Source organism: Janthinobacterium sp. PSRC1-1, assembly GCF_049897525.1.
Taxonomy (GTDB): domain Bacteria; phylum Pseudomonadota; class Gammaproteobacteria; order Burkholderiales; family Burkholderiaceae_D; genus Janthinobacterium; species Janthinobacterium tructae.
Window position 1 is genome coordinate 79,794 of the sequence record NZ_JAFCWK010000016.1, and the last position, 19,209, is coordinate 99,002.

At 63.0% G+C, this 19,209-nt stretch carries 22 protein-coding genes; 10 read left to right on the top strand and 12 right to left on the bottom strand.

Annotated features, from left to right (window positions below):
- Window positions 1–39: 39 nt before the first annotated feature.
- Window positions 40–2,598, bottom strand: coding sequence for an RNA polymerase sigma factor RpoD (gene rpoD, locus ACP7DW_RS25695; RefSeq protein WP_426057320.1), 2,559 nt, complete (start codon window positions 2,596–2,598; stop codon window positions 40–42).
- A 576-nt stretch (window positions 2,599–3,174) separates the two neighbouring features.
- On the opposite strand from rpoD, the gene ACP7DW_RS25700 reads away from it, so the two are divergent.
- Genes ACP7DW_RS25700 through ACP7DW_RS25710 form a run of 3 tightly spaced genes read left to right on the top strand, consistent with a single transcriptional unit; the run spans window position 3,175 to window position 4,782 of the window.
- The gene (locus tag ACP7DW_RS25700; RefSeq protein ID WP_165829359.1) at window positions 3,175–3,678 is read left to right on the top strand and encodes a ProQ/FINO family protein; all 504 of its coding nucleotides are present in this window, start codon (window positions 3,175–3,177) and stop codon (window positions 3,676–3,678) included.
- A gap of 9 nt (window positions 3,679–3,687) precedes the next feature.
- Window positions 3,688–4,335, top strand: a complete 648-nt coding sequence (locus ACP7DW_RS25705; RefSeq protein ID WP_426057321.1) for a 3'-5' exonuclease — start codon at window positions 3,688–3,690, stop codon at window positions 4,333–4,335.
- Between the two features lie 21 nt (window positions 4,336–4,356).
- Complete coding sequence (locus tag ACP7DW_RS25710) at window positions 4,357–4,782, top strand: SMI1/KNR4 family protein (RefSeq protein ID WP_426057322.1); 426 nt, start codon at window positions 4,357–4,359, stop codon at window positions 4,780–4,782.
- 21 nt (window positions 4,783–4,803) lie between these two features.
- Here the strand turns inward: ACP7DW_RS25710 and ACP7DW_RS25715 are convergent, their stop codons facing one another.
- Complete coding sequence (locus ACP7DW_RS25715; RefSeq protein WP_071078568.1) at window positions 4,804–5,151, bottom strand: DUF4870 domain-containing protein; 348 nt, start codon at window positions 5,149–5,151, stop codon at window positions 4,804–4,806.
- 90 nt (window positions 5,152–5,241) lie between these two features.
- The gene (locus tag ACP7DW_RS25720) at window positions 5,242–6,663 is read right to left on the bottom strand and encodes a PLP-dependent aminotransferase family protein (protein ID WP_426057323.1); all 1,422 of its coding nucleotides are present in this window, start codon (window positions 6,661–6,663) and stop codon (window positions 5,242–5,244) included.
- A 150-nt stretch (window positions 6,664–6,813) separates the two neighbouring features.
- On the opposite strand from ACP7DW_RS25720, the gene ACP7DW_RS25725 reads away from it, so the two are divergent.
- Window positions 6,814–7,536 (top strand): c-type cytochrome, encoded by a 723-nt coding sequence (locus tag ACP7DW_RS25725; RefSeq protein WP_426057324.1) that lies wholly within the window; start codon window positions 6,814–6,816, stop codon window positions 7,534–7,536.
- The gene (locus tag ACP7DW_RS25730; protein WP_426057325.1) at window positions 7,533–8,807 is read left to right on the top strand and encodes a c-type cytochrome; all 1,275 of its coding nucleotides are present in this window, start codon (window positions 7,533–7,535) and stop codon (window positions 8,805–8,807) included. Before ACP7DW_RS25725 ends, ACP7DW_RS25730 begins: the two co-directional genes overlap by 4 nt.
- Before the next feature lie 52 nt (window positions 8,808–8,859).
- Here ACP7DW_RS25730 and ACP7DW_RS25735 read toward each other — a convergent pair whose 3' ends face one another.
- Window positions 8,860–9,495, bottom strand: a complete 636-nt coding sequence (locus tag ACP7DW_RS25735) for an SAM-dependent methyltransferase (RefSeq protein ID WP_034758744.1) — start codon at window positions 9,493–9,495, stop codon at window positions 8,860–8,862.
- A 188-nt stretch (window positions 9,496–9,683) separates the two neighbouring features.
- Here ACP7DW_RS25735 and ACP7DW_RS25740 point away from each other — a divergent pair, with 188 nt between their 5' ends.
- Complete coding sequence (locus ACP7DW_RS25740; protein WP_426057326.1) at window positions 9,684–10,472, top strand: head GIN domain-containing protein; 789 nt, start codon at window positions 9,684–9,686, stop codon at window positions 10,470–10,472.
- Here ACP7DW_RS25740 and ACP7DW_RS25745 read toward each other — a convergent pair.
- Both ACP7DW_RS25745 and ACP7DW_RS25750 read right to left on the bottom strand, forming a co-directional pair.
- Window positions 10,469–11,356: a dihydrodipicolinate synthase family protein gene (locus ACP7DW_RS25745; protein ID WP_426057327.1), complete on the bottom strand. Its 888-nt coding sequence runs from the start codon at window positions 11,354–11,356 to the stop codon at window positions 10,469–10,471. The genes ACP7DW_RS25740 and ACP7DW_RS25745 overlap by 4 nt on opposite strands.
- Before the next feature lie 26 nt (window positions 11,357–11,382).
- Window positions 11,383–12,198: an aldolase gene (locus ACP7DW_RS25750; RefSeq protein WP_426057328.1), complete on the bottom strand. Its 816-nt coding sequence runs from the start codon at window positions 12,196–12,198 to the stop codon at window positions 11,383–11,385.
- A 141-nt stretch (window positions 12,199–12,339) separates the two neighbouring features.
- Here ACP7DW_RS25750 and ACP7DW_RS25755 point away from each other — a divergent pair, with 141 nt between their 5' ends.
- Window positions 12,340–12,888 (top strand): helix-turn-helix domain-containing protein, encoded by a 549-nt coding sequence (locus ACP7DW_RS25755; RefSeq protein ID WP_426057329.1) that lies wholly within the window; start codon window positions 12,340–12,342, stop codon window positions 12,886–12,888.
- 64 nt (window positions 12,889–12,952) lie between these two features.
- Here ACP7DW_RS25755 and ACP7DW_RS25760 read toward each other — a convergent pair whose 3' ends face one another.
- Together ACP7DW_RS25760 and purU are read right to left on the bottom strand one after the other, a co-directional pair.
- Window positions 12,953–13,495, bottom strand: a complete 543-nt coding sequence (locus ACP7DW_RS25760) for a YaeQ family protein (protein ID WP_071078577.1) — start codon at window positions 13,493–13,495, stop codon at window positions 12,953–12,955.
- Between the two features lie 39 nt (window positions 13,496–13,534).
- On the bottom strand, window positions 13,535–14,416 hold the full coding sequence (purU, locus tag ACP7DW_RS25765) for a formyltetrahydrofolate deformylase (protein WP_298412192.1): 882 nt from the start codon (window positions 14,414–14,416) through the stop codon (window positions 13,535–13,537).
- Between the two features lie 360 nt (window positions 14,417–14,776).
- On the opposite strand from purU, the gene ACP7DW_RS25770 reads away from it, so the two are divergent.
- The 3 genes from ACP7DW_RS25770 to ACP7DW_RS25780 all read left to right on the top strand — a co-directional run bounded on the left by ACP7DW_RS25770 (window position 14,777) and on the right by ACP7DW_RS25780 (window position 16,351).
- Window positions 14,777–15,274, top strand: coding sequence for a phasin family protein (locus tag ACP7DW_RS25770; RefSeq protein WP_426057330.1), 498 nt, complete (start codon window positions 14,777–14,779; stop codon window positions 15,272–15,274).
- A 34-nt stretch (window positions 15,275–15,308) separates the two neighbouring features.
- Window positions 15,309–15,704, top strand: coding sequence for a KGG domain-containing protein (locus ACP7DW_RS25775; protein ID WP_426057331.1), 396 nt, complete (start codon window positions 15,309–15,311; stop codon window positions 15,702–15,704).
- A gap of 134 nt (window positions 15,705–15,838) precedes the next feature.
- Window positions 15,839–16,351, top strand: coding sequence for a YgjP-like metallopeptidase domain-containing protein (locus ACP7DW_RS25780; RefSeq protein WP_071078582.1), 513 nt, complete (start codon window positions 15,839–15,841; stop codon window positions 16,349–16,351).
- A 15-nt stretch (window positions 16,352–16,366) separates the two neighbouring features.
- Here ACP7DW_RS25780 and ACP7DW_RS25785 read toward each other — a convergent pair whose 3' ends face one another.
- The 4 genes from ACP7DW_RS25785 to ACP7DW_RS25800 form a co-directional block, all read right to left on the bottom strand.
- On the bottom strand, window positions 16,367–16,912 hold the full coding sequence (locus ACP7DW_RS25785) for a TIGR00730 family Rossman fold protein (RefSeq protein ID WP_282408712.1): 546 nt from the start codon (window positions 16,910–16,912) through the stop codon (window positions 16,367–16,369).
- Window positions 16,913–16,923: 11 nt separating this feature from the next.
- Window positions 16,924–17,697: a hypothetical protein gene (locus ACP7DW_RS25790; protein ID WP_426057332.1), complete on the bottom strand. Its 774-nt coding sequence runs from the start codon at window positions 17,695–17,697 to the stop codon at window positions 16,924–16,926.
- Between the two features lie 41 nt (window positions 17,698–17,738).
- On the bottom strand, window positions 17,739–18,410 hold the full coding sequence (locus ACP7DW_RS25795) for a TetR/AcrR family transcriptional regulator (RefSeq protein WP_034758777.1): 672 nt from the start codon (window positions 18,408–18,410) through the stop codon (window positions 17,739–17,741).
- A gap of 138 nt (window positions 18,411–18,548) precedes the next feature.
- A complete protein-coding gene (locus tag ACP7DW_RS25800) occupies window positions 18,549–19,178 on the bottom strand; it encodes a phasin family protein (protein WP_426057333.1) in 630 nt (209 codons plus the stop codon).
- Window positions 19,179–19,209 lie beyond the last annotated feature (31 nt).

A 19,209-nucleotide genomic window follows, 5' to 3' on the forward strand; every position in this document is an offset into this window, starting at 1 on the left:
AAGAGGCTTGCGCCTCTTTTTTGTGTGCTTGCCGTACGCTTAGTTTTGCGTCAGGAAAGTTTTCAGTTTGTCCGAACGCGAAGGCTGGCGCAGCTTGCTCATGGCTTTCGCCTCGATCTGGCGGATGCGCTCGCGCGTCACGTCGAACTGCTTGCCCACTTCTTCCAAGGTGTGGTCGTTCGACATTTCCACGCCGTAACGCATGCGCAGCACTTTCGCTTCGCGCGGCGTCAGCGAGTCGAGCACTTCCTTGATCACATTGCGCATCGACGCATGCAGTGCGGCATCCAGCGGTGCCAGGGTGGTGTTGTCTTCGATGAAGTCGCCCAGTTGCGAATCGCCATCTTCGCCCATCGGCGTTTCCATGGAAATCGGCTCTTTCGCGATCTTCATGATCTCGCGCACCTTGTTTTCCGGCATTTCCATCTTGACGGCCAGTGTCGCCAGGTCCGGTTCGCTGCCCGTTTCCTGCATGATCTGGCGCGAGATGCGGTTCATCTTGTTGATCGTTTCGATCATGTGCACCGGCACGCGGATGGTGCGGGCCATGTCGGCGATCGAACGCGTGATGGCCTGGCGGATCCACCAGGTGGCGTAGGTCGAGAACTTGTAGCCGCGACGGTATTCGAATTTATCGACCGCCTTCAGCAAGCCGATGTTGCCTTCCTGGATCAGGTCGAGGAATTGCAAGCCGCGGTTGATGTATTTCTTGGCGATCGAAATGACCAGACGCAAGTTGGCGACCGTCATTTCGCGTTTTGCGTGACGCGCACGCTTTTCGCCGGCAGCCATCTGCTTGTTGATCTTGCGCAAGTCCGCCAGCGGCAGCGCCACGCGCGCTTGCAGGTCGATCATCTTCTTTTGCAGTTCCTTGACGGCAGGCACGTTGCGGCTGAGGATGGCGCTGTACGGATACTTGCAATCGACTTCGCGGTCGACCCATTCCAGGTCGCATTCATTGCCCGGGAACACCTTGATGAAGTGGGCGCGCGGCATGCCGCATTTGTTCACGCACAGTTCCAGCACGGCGCGCTCGATGTGGCGCACTTCTTCCATCTGGCCGCGCAGGGTGTCGCACAGCTTTTCGACGACCTTGGCCGTGAAGCGGATGCCCAGCAATTCCTGCGAAATGGCTTCCTGCGCCTTGACGTAGGCTTTCGAGTTGTAACCCTCGGGCGCCTTGCGCATCTTCTCGTACTGCGTCGAAATGACGTTGAATTTCTCCAACGCATTCTTTTTCAGCTGCGCCAGCTGCTCGCTGGAGAAGCCGGCCGCGCCGCCATTGGCGTCGCCATCTTCTTCCTCGGCTTCTTCTTCCTCTTCCTCGTCGTCACCGCTGGCGGCGGCGGGCGCGGGAGCGGCGGCAGGCGCCGGGGCATTGCTTTCGTTCAAGTCGACGAAACCGTCGACCACTTCATCGACCTTGATTTCGTCGCGCGCGATTTTTTGCGACAGCGCAACGATTTCGCCGATGGTGGTGGGGCAGGCGGAAATGGCCTGGATCATGTCTTTCAGGCCGCCTTCGATGCGCTTGGCGATCTCGATCTCGCCTTCGCGCGTCAGCAGCGCCACGGCGCCCATTTCACGCATGTACATGCGCACGGGGTCGGTGGTGCGGCCGAAGTCGGAGTCGACCGTCGACAGGGCGGTCGCGGCAGCCGCTTCCACTTCATCGTCGCTGGTGACGGTGGCGACGTTGTCGGTCAACAACAGGCTTTCCGCGTCAGGGGCGCGCTCGTAGACGGCGATGCCCATGTCGTTGAAGGTGGCGATGATGCCTTCGATCGCTTCCGGATCGATGATGTTTTCCGGCAATTGGTCATTGATCTCGGCGTAGGTGAGGAAACCGCGTTCCTTGCCCATGTTGATCAGGCCCGTGATCTGCTTGCGGCGGCGTTCCAGGTCCGCTGCCGAGGCTTCCGGATCGCCCAGTGCATCGGCCAGACCGCCCTTGGCCTTGCGGTCGCGCGCTTTCGATACGGCCTTCAATTCGGCGCGTTCGACGGCGTTGAGTGCTGCCACTTCATCGTTTTCCGGCGTGAATTCGCTTGGTTTGCGGCCACGGCGGCCTGGCACCTTGACGGTCGGCAAGAAGTAATTCGAGGTATCGATGGCGGCCAGGGCATCGGCGTCCGTGGTCTTGCTGACCACTTGCGCGCCGGTGATGATGGTCACGGGCGCCACTTCAGGCTTGGCGCGCACGACTTTCGAACGGGCTGCCGTCACCACCTTGTTCGTGGCGGCGCTTTCGCTGATCTTGCGCGGCGCAACCGGGGCCTTGGCGCCGGGGGCGATCTTCACGCTTGGCGTCTTGGCCGGTACGGCTTCGGCGGCCTCGGCCACGTCGGCAACAGCCTCGGCAGCCGGGGCGCTGACGGCCGCTTCCACAGCCGCATCGGCCGGTGGCACGGCGGCCAGGCGCGAGCGGCTTTTCTTCACCACCGTCACGACGGTGGGCGCCGTCGTCACGGTCGCTTCCGGATTCGCTTGCGCATTATCGATGAAGTAAGATAAAGTCGTTTTGGGTACGGCAAGTGGTGCCGCGGCTGGGCGTGGCGCCTTGGCGGACAACGTTAAAGTTTTTGGCGTATTCTTCATGAGATATCTCTTAATGCGAGACCAGATGGTGTCGGCGCGAAGTGAATGATTCCACCTAAGCCTGCGAAACCGGACTCGATGGAGCGTATTGTTGCGGCTGCCGTTAACGGCAGCGGCGCCTGCTTATCAGGGCGCTCAAAGCCCGCGCATCCCGTAACGAGGGCGGCGGGGCCGAAGCCGGATCAGATAAATAAGCGATGTACATTGCGGAATGAAAAAAAGCCCGTACCAGAACGGGCTTGAATCTATTGTTGTTCAGTGAAGACACAGCGGAGAGCAAGATTATGCACGAAGGCCAGTTATCTGGATAATTGATAAGCAAAATATCTGATATCAAAAATATCAATAATGATGGCCCTGCACCGCACTGCTCCTATCCCCTGCACACCTGAGCCAGACCGTCAAACACGGGGCCCAGTCATCAGCGCAAGCCGACATTATACACATTTCCCGCATTTCGCGCTGCATGCACTGTAGTACCGCCCCGCTTATCTGTGCGCAAGTTGCCAAAAAAGACAATGCACTTGCCTGTGGCGCGTGCTATGCTCCCCTTTTATAGCCCAACCAATGATGTCGATGACCAGCTCCACGCCAGACCAGCAAGCCACCACTCCTGACACGCCAGTCGATGCAGCCCCAGCGGCGGCACCGGCCGCAGCGGCGACCACGCCGGCACCTGCCGGCCTGACCGCGCGCGCGCTGCTCAAGCAGTTCCAGGAGCAATTCCCGCCTTTCCGCGATTGCCTGCCCTTGTCGATCGGTATCGACAAGCAGATCCTGGCGCGCCTGCCAGACCTGGACCGCAAGCTGATGCGCACGGCGCTGGGCATCCACACGGGTTCGCTGCGCTACCTGCGCATGATGGAAAAAGCCAAGATCCGCTACGACCTCGACGGCACTGCCGGCGCGGAAGTGACGCAAACCCACCGCGACCACGCCACGCAAGTATTGCAGCAGCGCTTCAAGAAAGAAGCCGAGCGCAAGAAAGCCGAACGCGACGCGGCGGCGGCCGAAGAAGCGAACCGTTTGCGCCTGGAAAAACTGAATCAGCTGACCGCGAAATTCTCGCGCAAAGGCTGATCCGGTTTCATGGACACCGCTGCCGCACCGCCACTGCCCCCGTATCAAGGCATTGCACTCGAGCACGTCAAGCTGGTACGCACCAGCGATGATGCAAAAGCGGCCATGGCCGCCCTGCTGGCCGCGGACGCCATCGGCTTCGATACGGAATCGAAGCCGACGTTTGTCAAGGGCGAGTCCTCCACGGGGCCGCACCTGATCCAGCTGGCCACCGACGACATCGCCTACCTGTTCCAGGTGGGCAGCACGCCGGCACCGGCCCTGGCCGAACTCAAAGCCATCCTCGAATCGAGCACCACCCTGAAGGTGGGCTTTGGCCTGTCCGACGACGTCAAGCGCCTGCGCAACAAGCTGGGCATTGTTCCAGCTCAGGTGCTGGACCTGTCCGTCGCCCTGCGCGGCGGCCAGCGCAACGACCTGGGTGCGAAGACGGCCGTGGCCAAGTTCTTCGGCCTGCATCTGCAGAAATCGAAAAAAATCTCCACCACCAACTGGGCCACCTCGCGCCTGACGGAAAAGCAGATCCTGTACGCGGCCGACGACGCGCAAGTGGCCCTGCGCGTGTACCGCCGCTGGATCGCCGATGGCGGTAAAGTAGCGCAGCAAAAAGCCCCGCGCGCCAGCACGCCACCTGTCCCGCCGCCTATCGCCGCCTGAGCCGGCGCGCCATCCTGCCGCATGAGCAAGAACAAGTCCATCGGTACCAGCGAGGCAGTGATCGCCGCCGCCGAACAGGCGCTGGGGCGAACGCTGCCCGCGTCCTACGTGCAATGGTTATTGGTTAACAATGGCCGCGCGCTGGGCGCCTTGAGCGTGTTTCCCGTCTACGATGAAGCCAATGCGCGCAAGACGTGGGAATCGATAGCGCGCCACTACAACACGAGCTGGCAGGCATGGCTGGAGAATGTGGATGGCGGCAACGATGCGCGTACCCTGCTGCCCTTTGCCCAGTTCGGCACGGGCGACTATTACTGCTTTGACTATGCGCAAACGGGGCCGAGCGGTGAACCGGTGGTTGTGCTGTGGTCGCACGAAACAGGCGCCACCAGCACGGTGGCGCCCGACTTTGCCGCCTTCCTGGCCCTACCCGGCCGTCCGGGATGAAACCCGGCGGCCGGCGCAAGCTTATTTGACGAGGCGCAAGGTCAAGGGATAACGATAAGTGATGCCATTGCTGGCCTTGACGGCCGCGACGATCGAGCACACCAGGTTGGCCAGCGCCACCACCCAGAACAGGAACAGGCCAATCAGCACGAACGACAGGATGAAGCAGGCGAAATACCAGATGATCAGGGTGATCTGGAAATTGAGCGCTTCGCGGGCGTTCTCGGCCGAAAATTTATCCGCATCATCTTTCTTGATCAAGTAAATGATCAGCGGCGCCACCCAGCTGGTGAACAAGCCGCCAACGTGGGACAAAATGGCCAGCGTCGTATCTTGCGTACGACCTGCTTCCGGCTGCGTGTTATCCATTATCATTCCCATCATTAGTTATAGATACATCAATATAACAGCAATATTTCTTTTTGGAATGAAACACTTGCTGCCGCAAGGGACTTTTTTTCACGCGCCGCTTGCCGCCGCCAGCGCCAGCCGCCCCAGCGTGGCGATGGCTTCTTCCAGCTGCGCGCTCCACGGGTGGCCGTAATTGAGGCGAATGCAATGGCGAAACGCGCGCGTGGCGGAAAAGATGGGGCCGGGCGCGATGCTGATGCCGGCCGCCAGCGCGCTGCGGTGCAAGGCCAGCGCATCGATGCCTGCAGGCATCTCGACCCAGACGAAATAGCCGCCCTGCGGCCGCGTGACCCGTGTGCCGGGCGGAAAATGCACGGCGATGGCTTGCAGCATGGTGTGTTGCTGCGCCGCCAGGGTCAGCCGCAGCTGGCGCAAATGGCGGTCGTAGCCGCCGTGCGCCAGGTAATCGGCCAGCGCCATCTGCAGCGGTATCGGCGCCGACAGGCTGGTGGTCAGTTTCAAACGCTCGACCTGGCGCGCGTAGCGGCCCGCCACGGCCCAGCCCAGGCGGAAACCGGGCGCCAGGGTCTTGGAAAACGAGCTGCAATGCATGACCAGGCCCGCGCTGTCATGGCTTTTCGTCAGGCCGGGGCGCTGCTTGCCGAAATACAGCTCGCCATACACATCATCCTCGATCAGCGGCACGCCATGGCGCGCCAGCAGGTCGACCAGCGCACGCTTCTTTTCCGGCGGCATCAGGCTGCCCAGCGGATTCTGGAAACTCGTCATCAGCCAGCACGCCTTGGGCTGGTGGCGGTGCAGCAACTCTTCCAGCGCCGCCAGGTCGACGCCGTCGCGCGGGCTGGTGGCGATCTCGACGGCCTTGAGTTCCAGCCGCTCCAGCGCCTGCAGGCAGGCATAGAAGCTGGGCGACTCGATCAGCACCGTGTCGCCGGGCCGCGTGACGGCTTGCAGGCACAGGTTCAGCGCTTCCAGCGCGCCATTCGTGATGACGATGTCGTCGCTGGAAACGAGTACGCCGTCGAGCTGGTAGCGCAGCGCGATCTGGCGGCGCAATTCCGCATTGCCCAGCGACAGATCCGTGACGGTGCTCCAGGGGTCGAGGCGGCGCATGCTGGCCGACACGGCACGCGCCAGTTTTTCCATCGGGAACAGATGCGGGCTGGGAAACGCCGAGCCGAAGGGCACGATATCGCGCGCCCCCACGGCACCCAGCACCTCGAACACGAGGTCGCTGACGTCGACCGTGGTGCTGGCGTCGAGCGGGCGCGAACTGTCCGGTTCGGGGGCCAGCGCGGCGCGCTGCGGCGCCACATAATAACCGGAGCGGGGCCGCGAGACGATCATGCCGCGCGCTTCGAGCAAATAATACGCCTGGAACACCGTCGACGGACTCACGCCCCTGCGCGCATGCTGCTGGCGCACGGATGGCAATTTATCACCAGGCAACAACAGCTGCGTGCTGATCATGGCGGCGACTTCTTCCGCCAATTCTTCATAGCGTTTCAACCCTGCTCCTCAAACTGATCCGTATTTTTATTGCACAACTGATCCTGTCACAGTGACAGCGCCCGTTATATGCTAGGGTAATAATATCCGGGCAACAACACCGGCACGCCACCGACCGACGAGACAGGTTACTTTTCCATGCAACTCTCCATGCTACTGCATTCCCCCCTCGCGCTGTTGCTGGCCATTGCCTTGCCCGCCACGGCGCTGGCCGCACCGGCCAGCGTACCAGCCGGCCACGACAGCCTGGAACAGCGCATCAAGGCGTGCACGGCCTGCCATGCTCCCAAGGAACGCCACGACGCCTTCTTTCCCCGCATCGCCGGCAAGCCGGCCGGCTACCTGTACAACCAGCTGCTCAATTTCCGCGAGGGAAGGCGCCAGTATCCGATGATGAACTACATGGTCGAGCACTTGCCGGACGATTACCTGCGTGAAATCGCCGAGTATTTTGCGGCGCAGCACCCTGCCCCGCCGCCGGCCCAGCCCAGCAGCGCCGGTGCGACAGCCCTGGCGCGGGGCAAGCAGCTGGTGCTGCACGGCGACAGCGGGAAAAAGATTCCTGCCTGCATCGCCTGCCATGGCGAGAAATTGTCCGGCGTGGCGCCCGCCATCCCCGGCTTGCTGGGCTTGCCGCGCGACTACATCAACGCCCAACTGGGGGCCTGGAAGAACGGCATCCGCCGCGCCCATGCGCCCGACTGCATGGCGCAAGTGGCGCAGCGCCTGTCGGACGCGGACGTGGGCGCCGTCTCGGCCTGGCTGGGCACGCAGGTGGCCAGCGCCGACGCGCGTCCCGCCAGCGGCATCGCCCTGCCCTTGCCGCTGCACTGCGGCGGCGTGCCAGGCTCTACCGCGCAGGTGGCGCCATGAAGAAATGGATGATCACGGCCGGCCTGGTGCTGATCGCCGGCGGCAGCGCCAAGTTCCTGCTGTACCCGGACGACGACATCGGCCCGCCCGCCGTTGCCAGCACCCTGAGCCCGCAACAGCTGGTCGCGCGCGGCGCCTACCTGGCCAAGGCGGGCGATTGCATGGCCTGCCACACGACGCGCGGCGGCGTACCGTACGCGGGCGGACGGGCCTTGCAGACGCCGTTCGGCAAGGTGCTCTCACCCAACCTCACGGCCGACAGGGAAACGGGCATCGGCAGCTGGACGGCAGACGATTTCTGGCGCGCCATCCACAACGGCAAGTCGAAGGATGGCCGGCTGCTGTATCCGGCCTTTCCCTACACCAGCTACACCAAGGTGCGGCGCGAAGACAGCGACGCCCTGTACGCGTATTTCCAGAGCGTGCCGCCGCACAGGCAGGCGAACGCGCCGCACGCGCTGCGCTTCCCCTACAACCAGCAGATCGCGCTGGCCGCCTGGCGCGCGCTGTATTTCAAGCCGGGCGTATACCAGCCGCTCACGACTAAAAGCATGGAATGGAACCGCGGCGCCTACCTGGTGCAGGGCCTGGGCCACTGCAGCGCCTGCCATAGCAGCCGCACCACCCTGGGCGGCAGCGACGACGGCCTGTCGGGCGGCCTGATCCCCGTACTGGGCTGGTATGCGCCTTCGCTGACGTCGGACGCGGAAGCGGGCCTCGGTGACTGGGACACGGCGCATATCGTGGAATTGCTGCAAACGGGCGTCTCGCCGCGCGCCACCGTCTTCGGCCCCATGGCCGAGGTGGTGCGGCAAAGCCTGCAGCACATGGAGACGAGCGACGTGCGGGCGATGGCCGTGTACCTGAAAAGCTTGCCCGGCCCCGCGCAAGTGGCGAAAAAGGCGCCGCGCGACACCTCGGAGCAAGCTCGGCAGCAACTGGCGCTGGGCGCGCAACTGTATGAAGCGCAATGCGCGAGCTGCCACCAGGCCGACGGCAAGGGCGTGCCGCCCGGCTACCCGCCGCTGGCCGGCAACCGCGCGCTGACGACGGACTCGGCCGTCAACGCCATCCGCCTGGTGCTCAACGGCGGCTTTGCGCCGGGGACCACCGGCAACCCGCGCCCCTACGGCATGCCGCCGTTCGGCCCCGTCATGGATGATGCGGAAGTCGCGGCCGTGGTGACGTATCTGCGCGCCTCGTGGGGCAATGATGCGCCAGCCGTGAGCGCTCTGGAAGTGAACCGCTACCGCAGCGTGCCGCTGGAGTAACAGGCATGAAAAAACCGGCAGCGCCGGTTTTTTTCATGTCAGGCAGCCGCTCTCAACGGAACTTGCTTTTATGTCCCGTCTTGAGGTCCAGCGCATAACGCACGCCATTGTCCGTCAGCATGACTTCATCGGGCGGCTCTTCGCCGGCCAGGGCGCCGTCGATCAGCGGCAAGCCTTCGCCCTTGCGCATCAGGTCGTCGCAGCGCTCATACACGTTCGCACAGCCCGTGGAAGCCATCAGCGATTGCACGATGGCCACTTTCCACGCGTCGACGCCGCCGGCATTGAATTCGCAAATCAGATAGCCTTGCACGCCGCCAAACAGCTGCACCACCAGACCCGGCAAGCCCTCGTCTTCGCCCTTGATCAGGGTCAACAGCTGGTTCTCGCCCGCCTTCTTGATGGCTGGCAGCTTTTTCTCGATGGCGGCCTTGACGCGGCGCTTGATCAGCGCGTGGTCGACCGGTTCGTCTTCCTTGAAGCTCCAGATGCGCGCGCGGATCTGCGACTTCGAATTGTAGGCGGCGCGGGCGATGAATTGCTTCGACGAGCTTTGCACGATGGCCGTCGAGCCGGGCTTCATTTTTTCCTGCGGCTTGCCTTCGACTTTTTCAATCGCGGACGCGTAAATCCACGATTGGCCCAGCAAGCTCTTTTCCTTGCCCTGTTTGATGGTGATGATCAGCATGTAATTCCAGTAGTGTGAGCGGCGCGTACCGCTCGTCGTATGTCCAATACCGGCATGATACCTCATGCCATCCTGTCGCATCCTCCTGCATTCCATGCCGCCGCTGGCGCAGTCTGTCGCAGCGCGGTTCACCGGCGCCACCGGCTGGCATACCATGCAGGCAGTCCAATTCAAAACAGGGAGCAAGAATGACACAGCCACTTTTCCACCCGCGCCAGCGCCGCCACGCCGCCACCGCCCTGCTGCTGGCCGTCTGCGCCCTGGCCATGCCGGCCGCGCCGGCGCTGGCGTCGCCGCTCGACTGGATTTCCGGCAACAGCATCCAGGGCAGCGGCAAGCTGCAAAAACAGACGCGCGAAGTGGGCAGCTTCCATGGCGTGGCGCTGAATGTGCCGGGTACGGTCGAGCTGCGTATCGGCAACACGGACAGCGTCACCATCGAGGCCGACGACAATATCCTGCCGCTGATCGAGACGGTGGTGGAAAACGGCACCCTGCGCATCCGCCCCGCCAGGCGCAACGCCAACTTCCGCCAGAGCGGCCTGACCATCGTCATCCAGGCGCGCCAGGTGGAACGCATCAGCGTGGGCGGCTCGGGCAACGTCACAGCGACGGGCTTGCGCGCCGAGAAACTGCGCTTCGACGTGGGCGGCTCGGGCGCCATCGATGCGCGCGACCTCGACAGCCGCGCGGTGGCTGTGGCCATCGGCGGCAGCGGCAACTTCAAGGCCAGCGGCAAGACGCAGCAGCTGACGGCGTCGATCGGCGGCTCGGGCAACATCCAGGCGGGCCGCCTGGCCGCACGCGAGGTGCAGGTGAGCATCGGTGGCTCGGGCGAGGCGCAAGTGTGGGCCAAGGATGACTTGAGCATCAGCATCGGCGGCTCGGGCGAAGTGAGCTACTACGGCGACCCGCGCATCAGCCGCAGCATGCAGCGCTCGAGCAGCATCAAGCGCCTGGGCGCTGCGCCGAATTAGGCCGCCAGGCCGGCCAGCACGGCGGCCAGTTCGCGCGTGGCCGCCTCGCCCAGCGGCTGCAGCGGCGCACGCGGCGTACCCACATCGAAGCCCCGCAGCGCCAGCCCCGCCTTGACGGCCGGCGGCAAGCCCCCTTTCATCAGGCATTGCAGCAATGGCAATTGCCGGAAGAACAGTTCGCGCGCGCGCGGCAAGTCGCCCGCCTGCACGGCCGCATACAGGGCCAGCGGCAAGCCCGCATGCAGGTTGGGCGCGGCCGTGCACCAGCCGCGGGCGCCGGCCGCCAGCGCGGCGAAGGCCAGCGTGTTGCTGCCGTTATAGAACGGCAACTCCCCCCCGCTCAGCTGCGCCAGCCGGTGCATGCGCTGGATGTCGCCCGTGCTTTCCTTGACCATCGTCACATTCGGCACGTCGCGCCAGATGCGCACGATCAACTCGGGCGACATGTCGATACCGCTGGTGGCCGGATTGTTGTACAGCATGATCGGAATACCCACGGCATCGCCGATGCGCGCCACGTGGCGCACGATTTCTTCCTCGCTCAGTTTCCAGTACGACAACGGCAAGACCATCACCGCGTCGGCGCCCTGCTTTTCCGCAAAGCGGGCGCGGCGCATGGCGCCCGCCGTGGTCAGGTCGGAAATACCCACCACCGTGGGCACCCGTTTGGCGACGGCGGCCAGCGAGGTGGCGGCCACGGCATCCCACTCCCCGTCCTGCAGGTAGGCGCTCTCGCCCGTGCTGCCCAGCGGGGCGATGCTGTGCACGCCGTCGGCGATCAGGCGCTCGATCAGTTGCCGCAGGCGCGGCAAGTCGACGTCGCCGCCAGCGGCCGTGAACGGGGTGACAGGGTAGGCAATGATGCCTTGAAATAAGGTTTGCATGATGTGGTGTCCTCCAGTGAGTGTCGTTAAGCCAGGCAATCGGCATGCTGGCGCAGGGCGCGCCGCGCGTAATAGGCGAAGGTCACGCTGTCGCGCCGCGCCGTGGAAATCCAGTCGTGCGCCTCGCGCGCCAGGGTCGGCGGCAGCGGCAGGATGGTGCCGGCAGCCATGGCCAGCAATTGCAGACGGGCGGCCCGTTCCATCAGCAAGGCCAGCATGCACGCCTCTTCCACCGTGCGGCCCACCACCAGCTGGCCGTGATGGGCCAGCAGGATGGCGCGCTTGTCGCCCAGGGCGCCGGCGATGATCTCGCCCTCTTCATTTCCTACCGGCACACCCGGCCACGAGGGCAGGAAGGCGCAATCGTCAAACAGGGGGCAGGTATCCATGTGCGACACGAGCAGCGGCTGCTCCAGCATCGACAGCGCCGCCACATGCGTGGGATGCGTGTGGATGATGCAGGCCACGTCCGGGCGCTGGCGGTAGATCCAGCTGTGAAAGCGGTTGGCCGGGTTGGGAATGCCCTCGCCGTGCACCACGCGCAGGTCGTGGTCGACCTCGATCAGGTTGCTGGCCGTGATTTCATCGAAGCCCAGGCCCAGCTGTTGCGTGTAAAACGTGCCGTCCTGAGCGCCACGGCAGCTGATCTGCCCTGCCAGGCCGGAATCATGCCCGCCATCGAACAGGATGCGGCAGGACAGCGCCAGGGTTTGCAGCGCCGACCACGGGCTGTCCTGCGTGACGCTGGCCAGGCGCCGCTCGGCGATGGCCACCAGTGCGTCTTTCGACAAGGCCAGGCTGGCGCCCGGGGCGGCGACTTCATACGGAGTAGTTTGCTGCATCGTCTTTCCTTCACTCATGCTGACTACGCTTCCCGGCATGCACGGCAGTGGCCGCGCAACCCAATCCAAGGAAACTGAGTGTATTTTAGGACACTTTGTGTCATGAGGTACAATAGTTTTTTTAAATCGACCGATGCAACCATGGCTATGCGTCTGAAACTGCTGAGAAAACACAAGGGCTGGACCCTGGAACAGCTGGCGGAAAAGAGTGGCTTGACGAAGAGTTACCTGTCCAAGGTGGAGCGGGGCCTGAGCGTGCCCTCGATCGCTGTGGCGCTGAAACTGTCGCACGCCATGCAGGTGGACGTGGAGCAGCTGTTCAGCGACAGCCACCAGCAGGCGGCCGTCACCATCACGCGCGCCGGCGATCCGCGCAGCGCGGGCGCGATGCCGCCGCTGCCGCATTTCGCCAGCATCGCGGCCGGCGTGGCACCAAAGAAAATGCTGCCCTTCATGGTGTATCCGGCGCCCGATTTCGTCGCCTCCGCCTTCAAGGAACATGCCGGCGAGGAATTCCTGTTCGTGCACCAGGGCACGATTGAAATCGAGTTTCCCCAGGAAACCGTGCAGTTGCAAACGGGCGACTCCGTCTATTTCAACGCCCTGATTCCGCACCGCACGCGCAGCATCGGCGCACAGCAGGCGCAGCTGCTGGTGATCGTCAGCAACGACGAAGACGCGGCCGCATAAAAGCGCTACCGCAACGCAAAAAGCCCGGAGCGATCCGGGCTTTTTGCGTTTCAAACAGTCAACATCAGCGCGCCGGCTTCACCGGTTCGCGCTCGATCAAGACCGTGTTGACGCTGTCGGTCAGCCAGATCTGGCCATCCTGGATCGTGCATTGCAGCTGCATGTTGCGCTGCGCCAGCTTGCTCATGTCTTGCGCCGCCTCGGAGGGCAGGTTAATCACGGTCAAGTTCTTCGCCCGTTCCAGCTTGTTGGCAATCTGCTTCCACCAGATGTGACTGGTTGCGCCATAGCTATAGACGATGACCTGTTCCGAACGCCCGCAGGCCTTCAGGATGCGCTTTTCGTCGGGCTGGCCGACTTCGATCCACAACTGGATGGCGCCCGTCAGGTCTTTCTGCCACAGGTCGGGCTCTTCCGTGTCGAACAAGCCCTTGGTGAAGGTCAGCGCCTCGTCGGCGTGGATGGCGAACGCCAGCAGGCGCACCATCATGCGCTCATCCGTTTCGGACGGGTGGCGCGCCAGGGTCAGCGCGTGATCCTGGTAGTAATTGCGGTCCATGTCGGCGATCTGCAGATCGGCTTTGAAAATGGTTGCTTTGAGGGCCATCGTGTTTCTGTCTCGGTAAAGTGAATAGTGAAGTCGGTATCAGCGGAATACCACGGTCTTGTCGCCATTTTTCAGGATGCGGTGCTCGACGAACCATTTCACGGCGCGCGCCAGCACCACGCATTCGACGTCGCGGCCGATGGCCGTCAGGGTCTCGGCATCCATCGCATGGTCGACGCGCTCGACATCCTGCTCGATGATCGGGCCTTCGTCCAGGTCGCCCGTGACGAAATGGGCCGTCGCACCGATCAGCTTGACGCCGCGGTGGTGCGCCTGCGCATACGGCTTGGCGCCCTTGAAGCTGGGCAGGAAGGAATGGTGAATATTGATGGCGCGCCCGTCGAGCGCCTGGCACAGGCCGGGCGAGAGGATTTGCATGTAGCGCGCCAGCACCACCAGGTCGATCTTGTGCGTGTCCATCAGCTCGATGATCTTCGCTTCCTGCGCCAGCTTGGCCGCTTCCGGCGCGCCGGCCGCCAGCGGCAAGTGGTGGAAGGGAATATTGTAGCTGGCCGCCAGCTGGTAGAACTCCATGTGGTTAGAGACGATGGCGGGAATTTCCACGTTCAGCAAGCCGCTCTTGTAGCGGAACAGCAAATCGTTCAGGCAATGGCCGATCTTCGACACCATCAGCATGACGCGCGGCTTGACACGCGCATCGTGCAATTGGCCATGGAATTGGCCATTGAGCTGCATGACTTGCGACAGGTCGGCGAAGTCGCTGCGCAACTGGGCGTCGCTGACGGCGCCGTCTTCCAGCGCGAAATGCACGCGCATGAAGAACAGCTGGGATTCCTGGTCGCCGAACTGGGCGGAATCGAGGATGTTGCAGCCGTGTTCGGCCAGGAAGCCGGACACGCGGTGCACGATGCCGCGCTGGTCCAGGCAGGACAGGGTCAGGATGTATTCGGGATGCGTCATGGTCGCGGAATAAGGCAAAAAAGGTGGGCTATGCTCGGCTCAGCCACGCGCGCCGGCCATCGGCTGCGCTGCCGCGAGTCGGCTATTGTCGCACGGCCGGGCTTGTAAACCTGCATTTTCCACGCAAGCTGCATGGCAACCGGCGGTGACGAGCCGATTGACGTTCCTTTGATCTGGCACAAAGTCATCGCGTTTTTCCGCCTGCCAGGCATCATTCTCGCGCCAAACCGGCACCTGGCGTGGAACCTGGCACGCCTTCCGGCGTCTATCTCTTTGCTTGTTTCAGCACACGTCGCATCCGGTACACCGGGTGTTTCTCGGACCAGATTTTCATTGAGGTAGAACATGTTCACAAACAGTATGTCCCCCAGTCTCAGCCCCGCCCTGAAGTCCCACCTGGAAACCCAGCTTAATTTCGCCACGGAACTATCGCGCAAGCTGTTCGATACGGCGCAGCAACTGAGCGAGCTGCATCTGCGGCTGGCGCAAGACTTGCTGCAGGAATGGAGCAATGCCAGCCAGCAACTGCTGTCTGCGCGCGATACGGGCGAGTTCATGTCGCTGGCCGCCGCCCAGTTGCAGCCGGGCAGCAACAAGCTGCGCCAGTACCAGCAGCAACTCGGCAACCTGGTCGCCAACGCCAATGTCGAGATGAACCGCACGGCGGAAAACCACCTGCCCGAAGCGAGCCGCACGGCCGTGGCCTTCGCCGATGAAGTGGTGCGCAAGACGGCCGAGGAAACGGAAAAAGCCACGCAGCGCCAGCGTGACATGATCGAAAAAATGCATGCCACGGGCCACCGCGATGGCGCGGGCCAGGGCCGTGAGACCGGCAGGCAATCCGATCAGGCGCATTGAACAGTGACCCCCACCCGACAGCAAGGAGAGCGACATGGCTAACAGTAATGAGCAGGGCAAAGGCGCTGGCAGCAGCCAGAAAGCGGGCGAATCGGGCAGCAGCAAAGGCACGAGCAAGCGCGGTTTCGCCGCCATGAACGAGGAGCAGCAACGCGAAATTGCAAGCAAGGGCGGTCAGGCAGCCCATCAAAAGGGCACGGCGCATGAATTCGACTCGGAAGAAGCACGCCGGGCCGGGCAAAAAGGCGGTGAAGCCGTCAGCCGCAACCGCGAACACATGGCGGAAATCGGCCGCAAGGGCGGCGAAAGCCGGCAATCGGCCCAGCGCGCCAATGAAAGCCGCGGCAGCACGGCGGCACGCGGCGGCAGCGCCGAGCAACAGTCGAAGGCCAGCCGGCAGGGCAACAAGGACGAAGACGACAAGGGCTGACCTGGCACGCGGCTTGACGACGGCACGGGGCGGCCCTGGCAGCCCCGTGCCGGGGCTGGCGCAGCGCGGGGCGCGGCGGTATGGTACATTCTCGCCTTACTGACACATTCGCGCCCCGCCCCGCCCTTCCCCGCATGCAGCCATCCCTGAAATACCTGAGCGCCTATTCCGAACAAACGCAAGCGCAAGTGCAACAACTGATCGCGCAGGACAAGCTGGGCGAAGTGCTGTTAAAACGCTACCCGAATGCGCACGATGTGCGCAACGACAAGGCGTTGTATCAGTACGTGCAAGACTTGAAGAATGAATTCCTGCGCAATGCAGAACCCATCAACAAAGTGGCGTTCGACAGCAAGATCCACGTGATCCAGCATGCGCTGGGCTTGCATACCTCGATCTCGCGCGTGCAGGGCGGCAAGCTCAAGGCCAAGCATGAAATCCGCGTGGCCACCATGTTCAAGGAAGTGCCGCTGGAATTCCTGCGCATGATCGCCGTGCACGAACTGGCGCATGTAAAAGAAAAGCAACATGACAAGCCGTTCTACAAGCTGTGCACGTATATGGAACCGCAATACCACCAGTACGAATTCGACGTGCGCCTGTACCTGACCCAGCTCGACCTGTCGGGCCAGCGCCTCTGGTCGTGAAGCGCGGCGCAAGCACTAGGGCGCGCATTCCTTCAGGCGTTGCACCAGCGCGGCGGGATCGGCGTCGGCATTGAGGAAGGCTGCATGCTGCGGGCGGATGAAGCCCTGTTCCTTGCCGTTATCCACGAACGCCAGCAAGCCATCATAGAAACGGTCGACATTGAGCAGGCCGATGGGCTTGGCATGCAAGCCCAGCTGGGCCCAGGTGAGCATCTCGAACAGCTCTTCCAGGGTGCCATAGCCGCCGGGCATGGCGATGAAGGCGTCGGACAGGCTGGCCATCATCGCCTTGCGCTCATGCATGTCCTTCACGATGAACTGGCGCGTCAAGCCCATGTGGCCCACTTCGCGTTCCACCAGCTGGGTGGGAATCACGCCCGTCACCTCGCCGCCCAGGCGCAGCACTTCATCGGCGATCACGCCCATCAGGCCGACCTTGCCGCCGCCATACACCAGTGAAATATTTTCCGCCACCAGCACGCGCGCCAGTTCGCGCGCCGCCACCGCATAGTCAGGCGAGACGCCCGCGTTGGCGCCACAGTACACACATAAAGCCTTGATCACAGTCGTTCCTAACCTTTCAATTCATCGATCGCCGCCTCGACCTCGAGGCGCTCCTTGGCGTCCAGTGCCTCGCACTCGGCCGCCTTTTCATACAGGGCCAGCGCTTCCGCCAGCTTTTTCTTTCCGTCAAGCATGTTCAAGGCGCGCGCATACTCGCTGTGCGCCAGCGCCGAATACGGCATCAAGGCCAGCGCCGTCTTGAAGTGCTGATAGCCATCTTCCTTGTTGGCGCCATAGGTCAGGCTGCCGATCATGGCGCCGACCTTGTCGATAATTTCCGTATGATAAATCCCAAACGCAATATGCGCTTCCGCATGCATGGGCGCCACCGTCATCGTGCGGTCCAGGCTGTTGCGCACGCGCGCGCCCATGCCCTGCGCCAGGGCCTTGACGACGGAGGTGCCCAGCGCGTAGCGGCCCAGGCTGTAGGCATGCCAGTAGTAGCCGGCCGGGTTGTCCGGCTGTTCGCTCTGCTGGCGCTCGCAGCGCTCCGCCACCTCTTCGTACATGTCGAGTTTCTGGCGCTCCTCCACTTCCAGGTGCGTGGCATAGATGCAGGTCGCCTTGTGCGCCACCGCATAGCCGGGCACGCCGACGGCCAGGCCCAGCTTCACCGCGCGTTCGAAGTCGCCCGCGTGAAAGGCCAGCCAGGCTTGCACCAGCGCCGCGTGCGTGGGAAACGGTTCCACATCGCCCGCATGCAGGCGCGCCCAGGCCGCTTCCAGGGTTTGCGGCGTGTAGACATAGGCTGCGTCCGGATAGGGGAATTGTTTCCAAGCCATATATCTCTCCTGTAATGGACGACGTGACGCCAGCAACCGCGTCAGTCGTTCTTGAGTTTGGTCACATACTCTTCCGACAGTTTGCGAAACAGCAAATGCGTTTCATTGCGCAAATACGGGCCGATCAGGGACAACACCTGGTAGCAGCCGCGTGCCAGCGCATCGGACATCGATTGCTGCTCGCTGTACTTGCGCGGGTTGCGCACATATTCGTACGACAGCCAGTAGGTGGCGACGACCACCATATTCGTCGCCATGGCAGCCACTTCCATGTCCGACGCTTCCAACGACTGTTCGCTGCGCAAATCTTCGCACAGCTGCGTGGCCACCTTGATCTTGTGCGCCAGGATCAGCTTGAAGTGCAGTTCCAGCTTGCGGTTGCGCGACAGCAAATCATTGAGGTCGCGATAGAAAAAACGGTAGCGCCAGATCAGTTCGAACATCAGGTGCAAATACAGCCAGACATCCTCGATATTCGAACGGCGCCCGTCAGGCACGGTCAGGATGCGTTCGATTTCCGCCTCGAACTGGACGAAGATCGAGTTGACGATGTCATCCTTGTTACGGAAGTGGTAATACAGGTTTCCCGGCGAAATATTCATCTCTTCCGCAATCACCGTCGTCGTGATATTCGGCTCACCAAACTCATTGAACAGGCGCAGCGACAACTCCAGGATGCGTTCGCGGGTACGGCGTGGTGCTTTTTGTAGCATGGCGGGCAATCTCTCTGTGTTCTGCCTCAAGCATACCACCTAAGATAGCCGTAATGAAACACTGCGCCCCACGGCGCAGGTGAAAAACGCGGGCAAAAAAAAGCCTGCGCGAGCAGGCTGGAGGGATGCGGCGCCTGCTCAGGCGCTTGGCGCTTTTTTCTTTGCCGCCGGCCTCGCGGCGGGTTTGCTCACCGCTTTGCTCACTGGCTTGCTCACCGGCTTGGCTGCGGCGCGCGGTGCGACCCTGGCCGCCGGCTTGGCCAGGGCCTTGTCGACGGCCGCCTTCGGTGCTGCCTTCGGCGCGGCTTTCGCTACGCTGCTCGGCGCCGCTTTCACGGCGGGCCTGGCCACCGCCTTCGGCTTGGGCGCCGGCGCGGCCTTGGCCGACAGCGCCGCCACCTGCAAGCTCAAGGCATCGATCTTGGCATGCAGCGCGGCGATATCGTTTTGCATCGGCACGCCGATGGTGGCCAGCGCGCGCGCCACGCGCTCCTCAAACACCTGTTCCAGCTTGTCCCAGGAGCCGCTGGCCTGCTTGCCCACGCCATCGGCCAGTTTGCTGACGCTGTCGCCGACATCGGCCACCTTGTCTTCGGCGCGCTTCTGAAATTCCGTGCCTTCCTTGACCAGCTTGGAAAACACGCGCCCGCCCTCTTCCTGCGCCTTGGCGAAGGCACCGAGGCCCGCTTGCCAGATCTGCTGCGCGGACGAGCGCACGGCGCTCGCCAATTCCTTGTCTTCCGTCAATTCCTTCAATTTCTTCACCATCGCCCGCTCCCGTCATATGAAAGGCCATGCC

Bases quoted from the DNA above. Each gene is read 5' to 3' on its own strand.
- ACP7DW_RS25725 (WP_426057324.1), top strand. From the start codon at position 6,814: ATGCTACTGCATTCCCCCCTCGCGCTGTTGCTGGCCATTGCCTTGCCC.
- ACP7DW_RS25700 (WP_165829359.1), top strand. From the start codon at position 3,175: ATGACCAGCTCCACGCCAGACCAGCAAGCCACCACTCCTGACACGCCA.
- ACP7DW_RS25710 (WP_426057322.1), top strand. From the start codon at position 4,357: ATGAGCAAGAACAAGTCCATCGGTACCAGCGAGGCAGTGATCGCCGCC.
- ACP7DW_RS25715 (WP_071078568.1), bottom strand. From the start codon at position 5,151: ATGGATAACACGCAGCCGGAAGCAGGTCGTACGCAAGATACGACGCTG.
- ACP7DW_RS25775 (WP_426057331.1), top strand. From the start codon at position 15,309: ATGGCTAACAGTAATGAGCAGGGCAAAGGCGCTGGCAGCAGCCAGAAA.
- ACP7DW_RS25780 (WP_071078582.1), top strand. From the start codon at position 15,839: ATGCAGCCATCCCTGAAATACCTGAGCGCCTATTCCGAACAAACGCAA.
- ACP7DW_RS25745 (WP_426057327.1), bottom strand. From the start codon at position 11,356: ATGCAAACCTTATTTCAAGGCATCATTGCCTACCCTGTCACCCCGTTC.
- ACP7DW_RS25735 (WP_034758744.1), bottom strand. From the start codon at position 9,495: ATGCTGATCATCACCATCAAACAGGGCAAGGAAAAGAGCTTGCTGGGC.
- ACP7DW_RS25740 (WP_426057326.1), top strand. From the start codon at position 9,684: ATGACACAGCCACTTTTCCACCCGCGCCAGCGCCGCCACGCCGCCACC.
- ACP7DW_RS25705 (WP_426057321.1), top strand. From the start codon at position 3,688: ATGGACACCGCTGCCGCACCGCCACTGCCCCCGTATCAAGGCATTGCA.
- ACP7DW_RS25770 (WP_426057330.1), top strand. From the start codon at position 14,777: ATGTCCCCCAGTCTCAGCCCCGCCCTGAAGTCCCACCTGGAAACCCAG.
- rpoD (WP_426057320.1), bottom strand. From the start codon at position 2,598: ATGAAGAATACGCCAAAAACTTTAACGTTGTCCGCCAAGGCGCCACGC.
- ACP7DW_RS25755 (WP_426057329.1), top strand. From the start codon at position 12,340: ATGGCTATGCGTCTGAAACTGCTGAGAAAACACAAGGGCTGGACCCTG.
- ACP7DW_RS25750 (WP_426057328.1), bottom strand. From the start codon at position 12,198: ATGCAGCAAACTACTCCGTATGAAGTCGCCGCCCCGGGCGCCAGCCTG.
- ACP7DW_RS25760 (WP_071078577.1), bottom strand. From the start codon at position 13,495: ATGGCCCTCAAAGCAACCATTTTCAAAGCCGATCTGCAGATCGCCGAC.
- ACP7DW_RS25795 (WP_034758777.1), bottom strand. From the start codon at position 18,410: ATGCTACAAAAAGCACCACGCCGTACCCGCGAACGCATCCTGGAGTTG.
- ACP7DW_RS25790 (WP_426057332.1), bottom strand. From the start codon at position 17,697: ATGGCTTGGAAACAATTCCCCTATCCGGACGCAGCCTATGTCTACACG.
- ACP7DW_RS25730 (WP_426057325.1), top strand. From the start codon at position 7,533: ATGAAGAAATGGATGATCACGGCCGGCCTGGTGCTGATCGCCGGCGGC.
- purU (WP_298412192.1), bottom strand. From the start codon at position 14,416: ATGACGCATCCCGAATACATCCTGACCCTGTCCTGCCTGGACCAGCGC.
- ACP7DW_RS25800 (WP_426057333.1), bottom strand. From the start codon at position 19,178: ATGGTGAAGAAATTGAAGGAATTGACGGAAGACAAGGAATTGGCGAGC.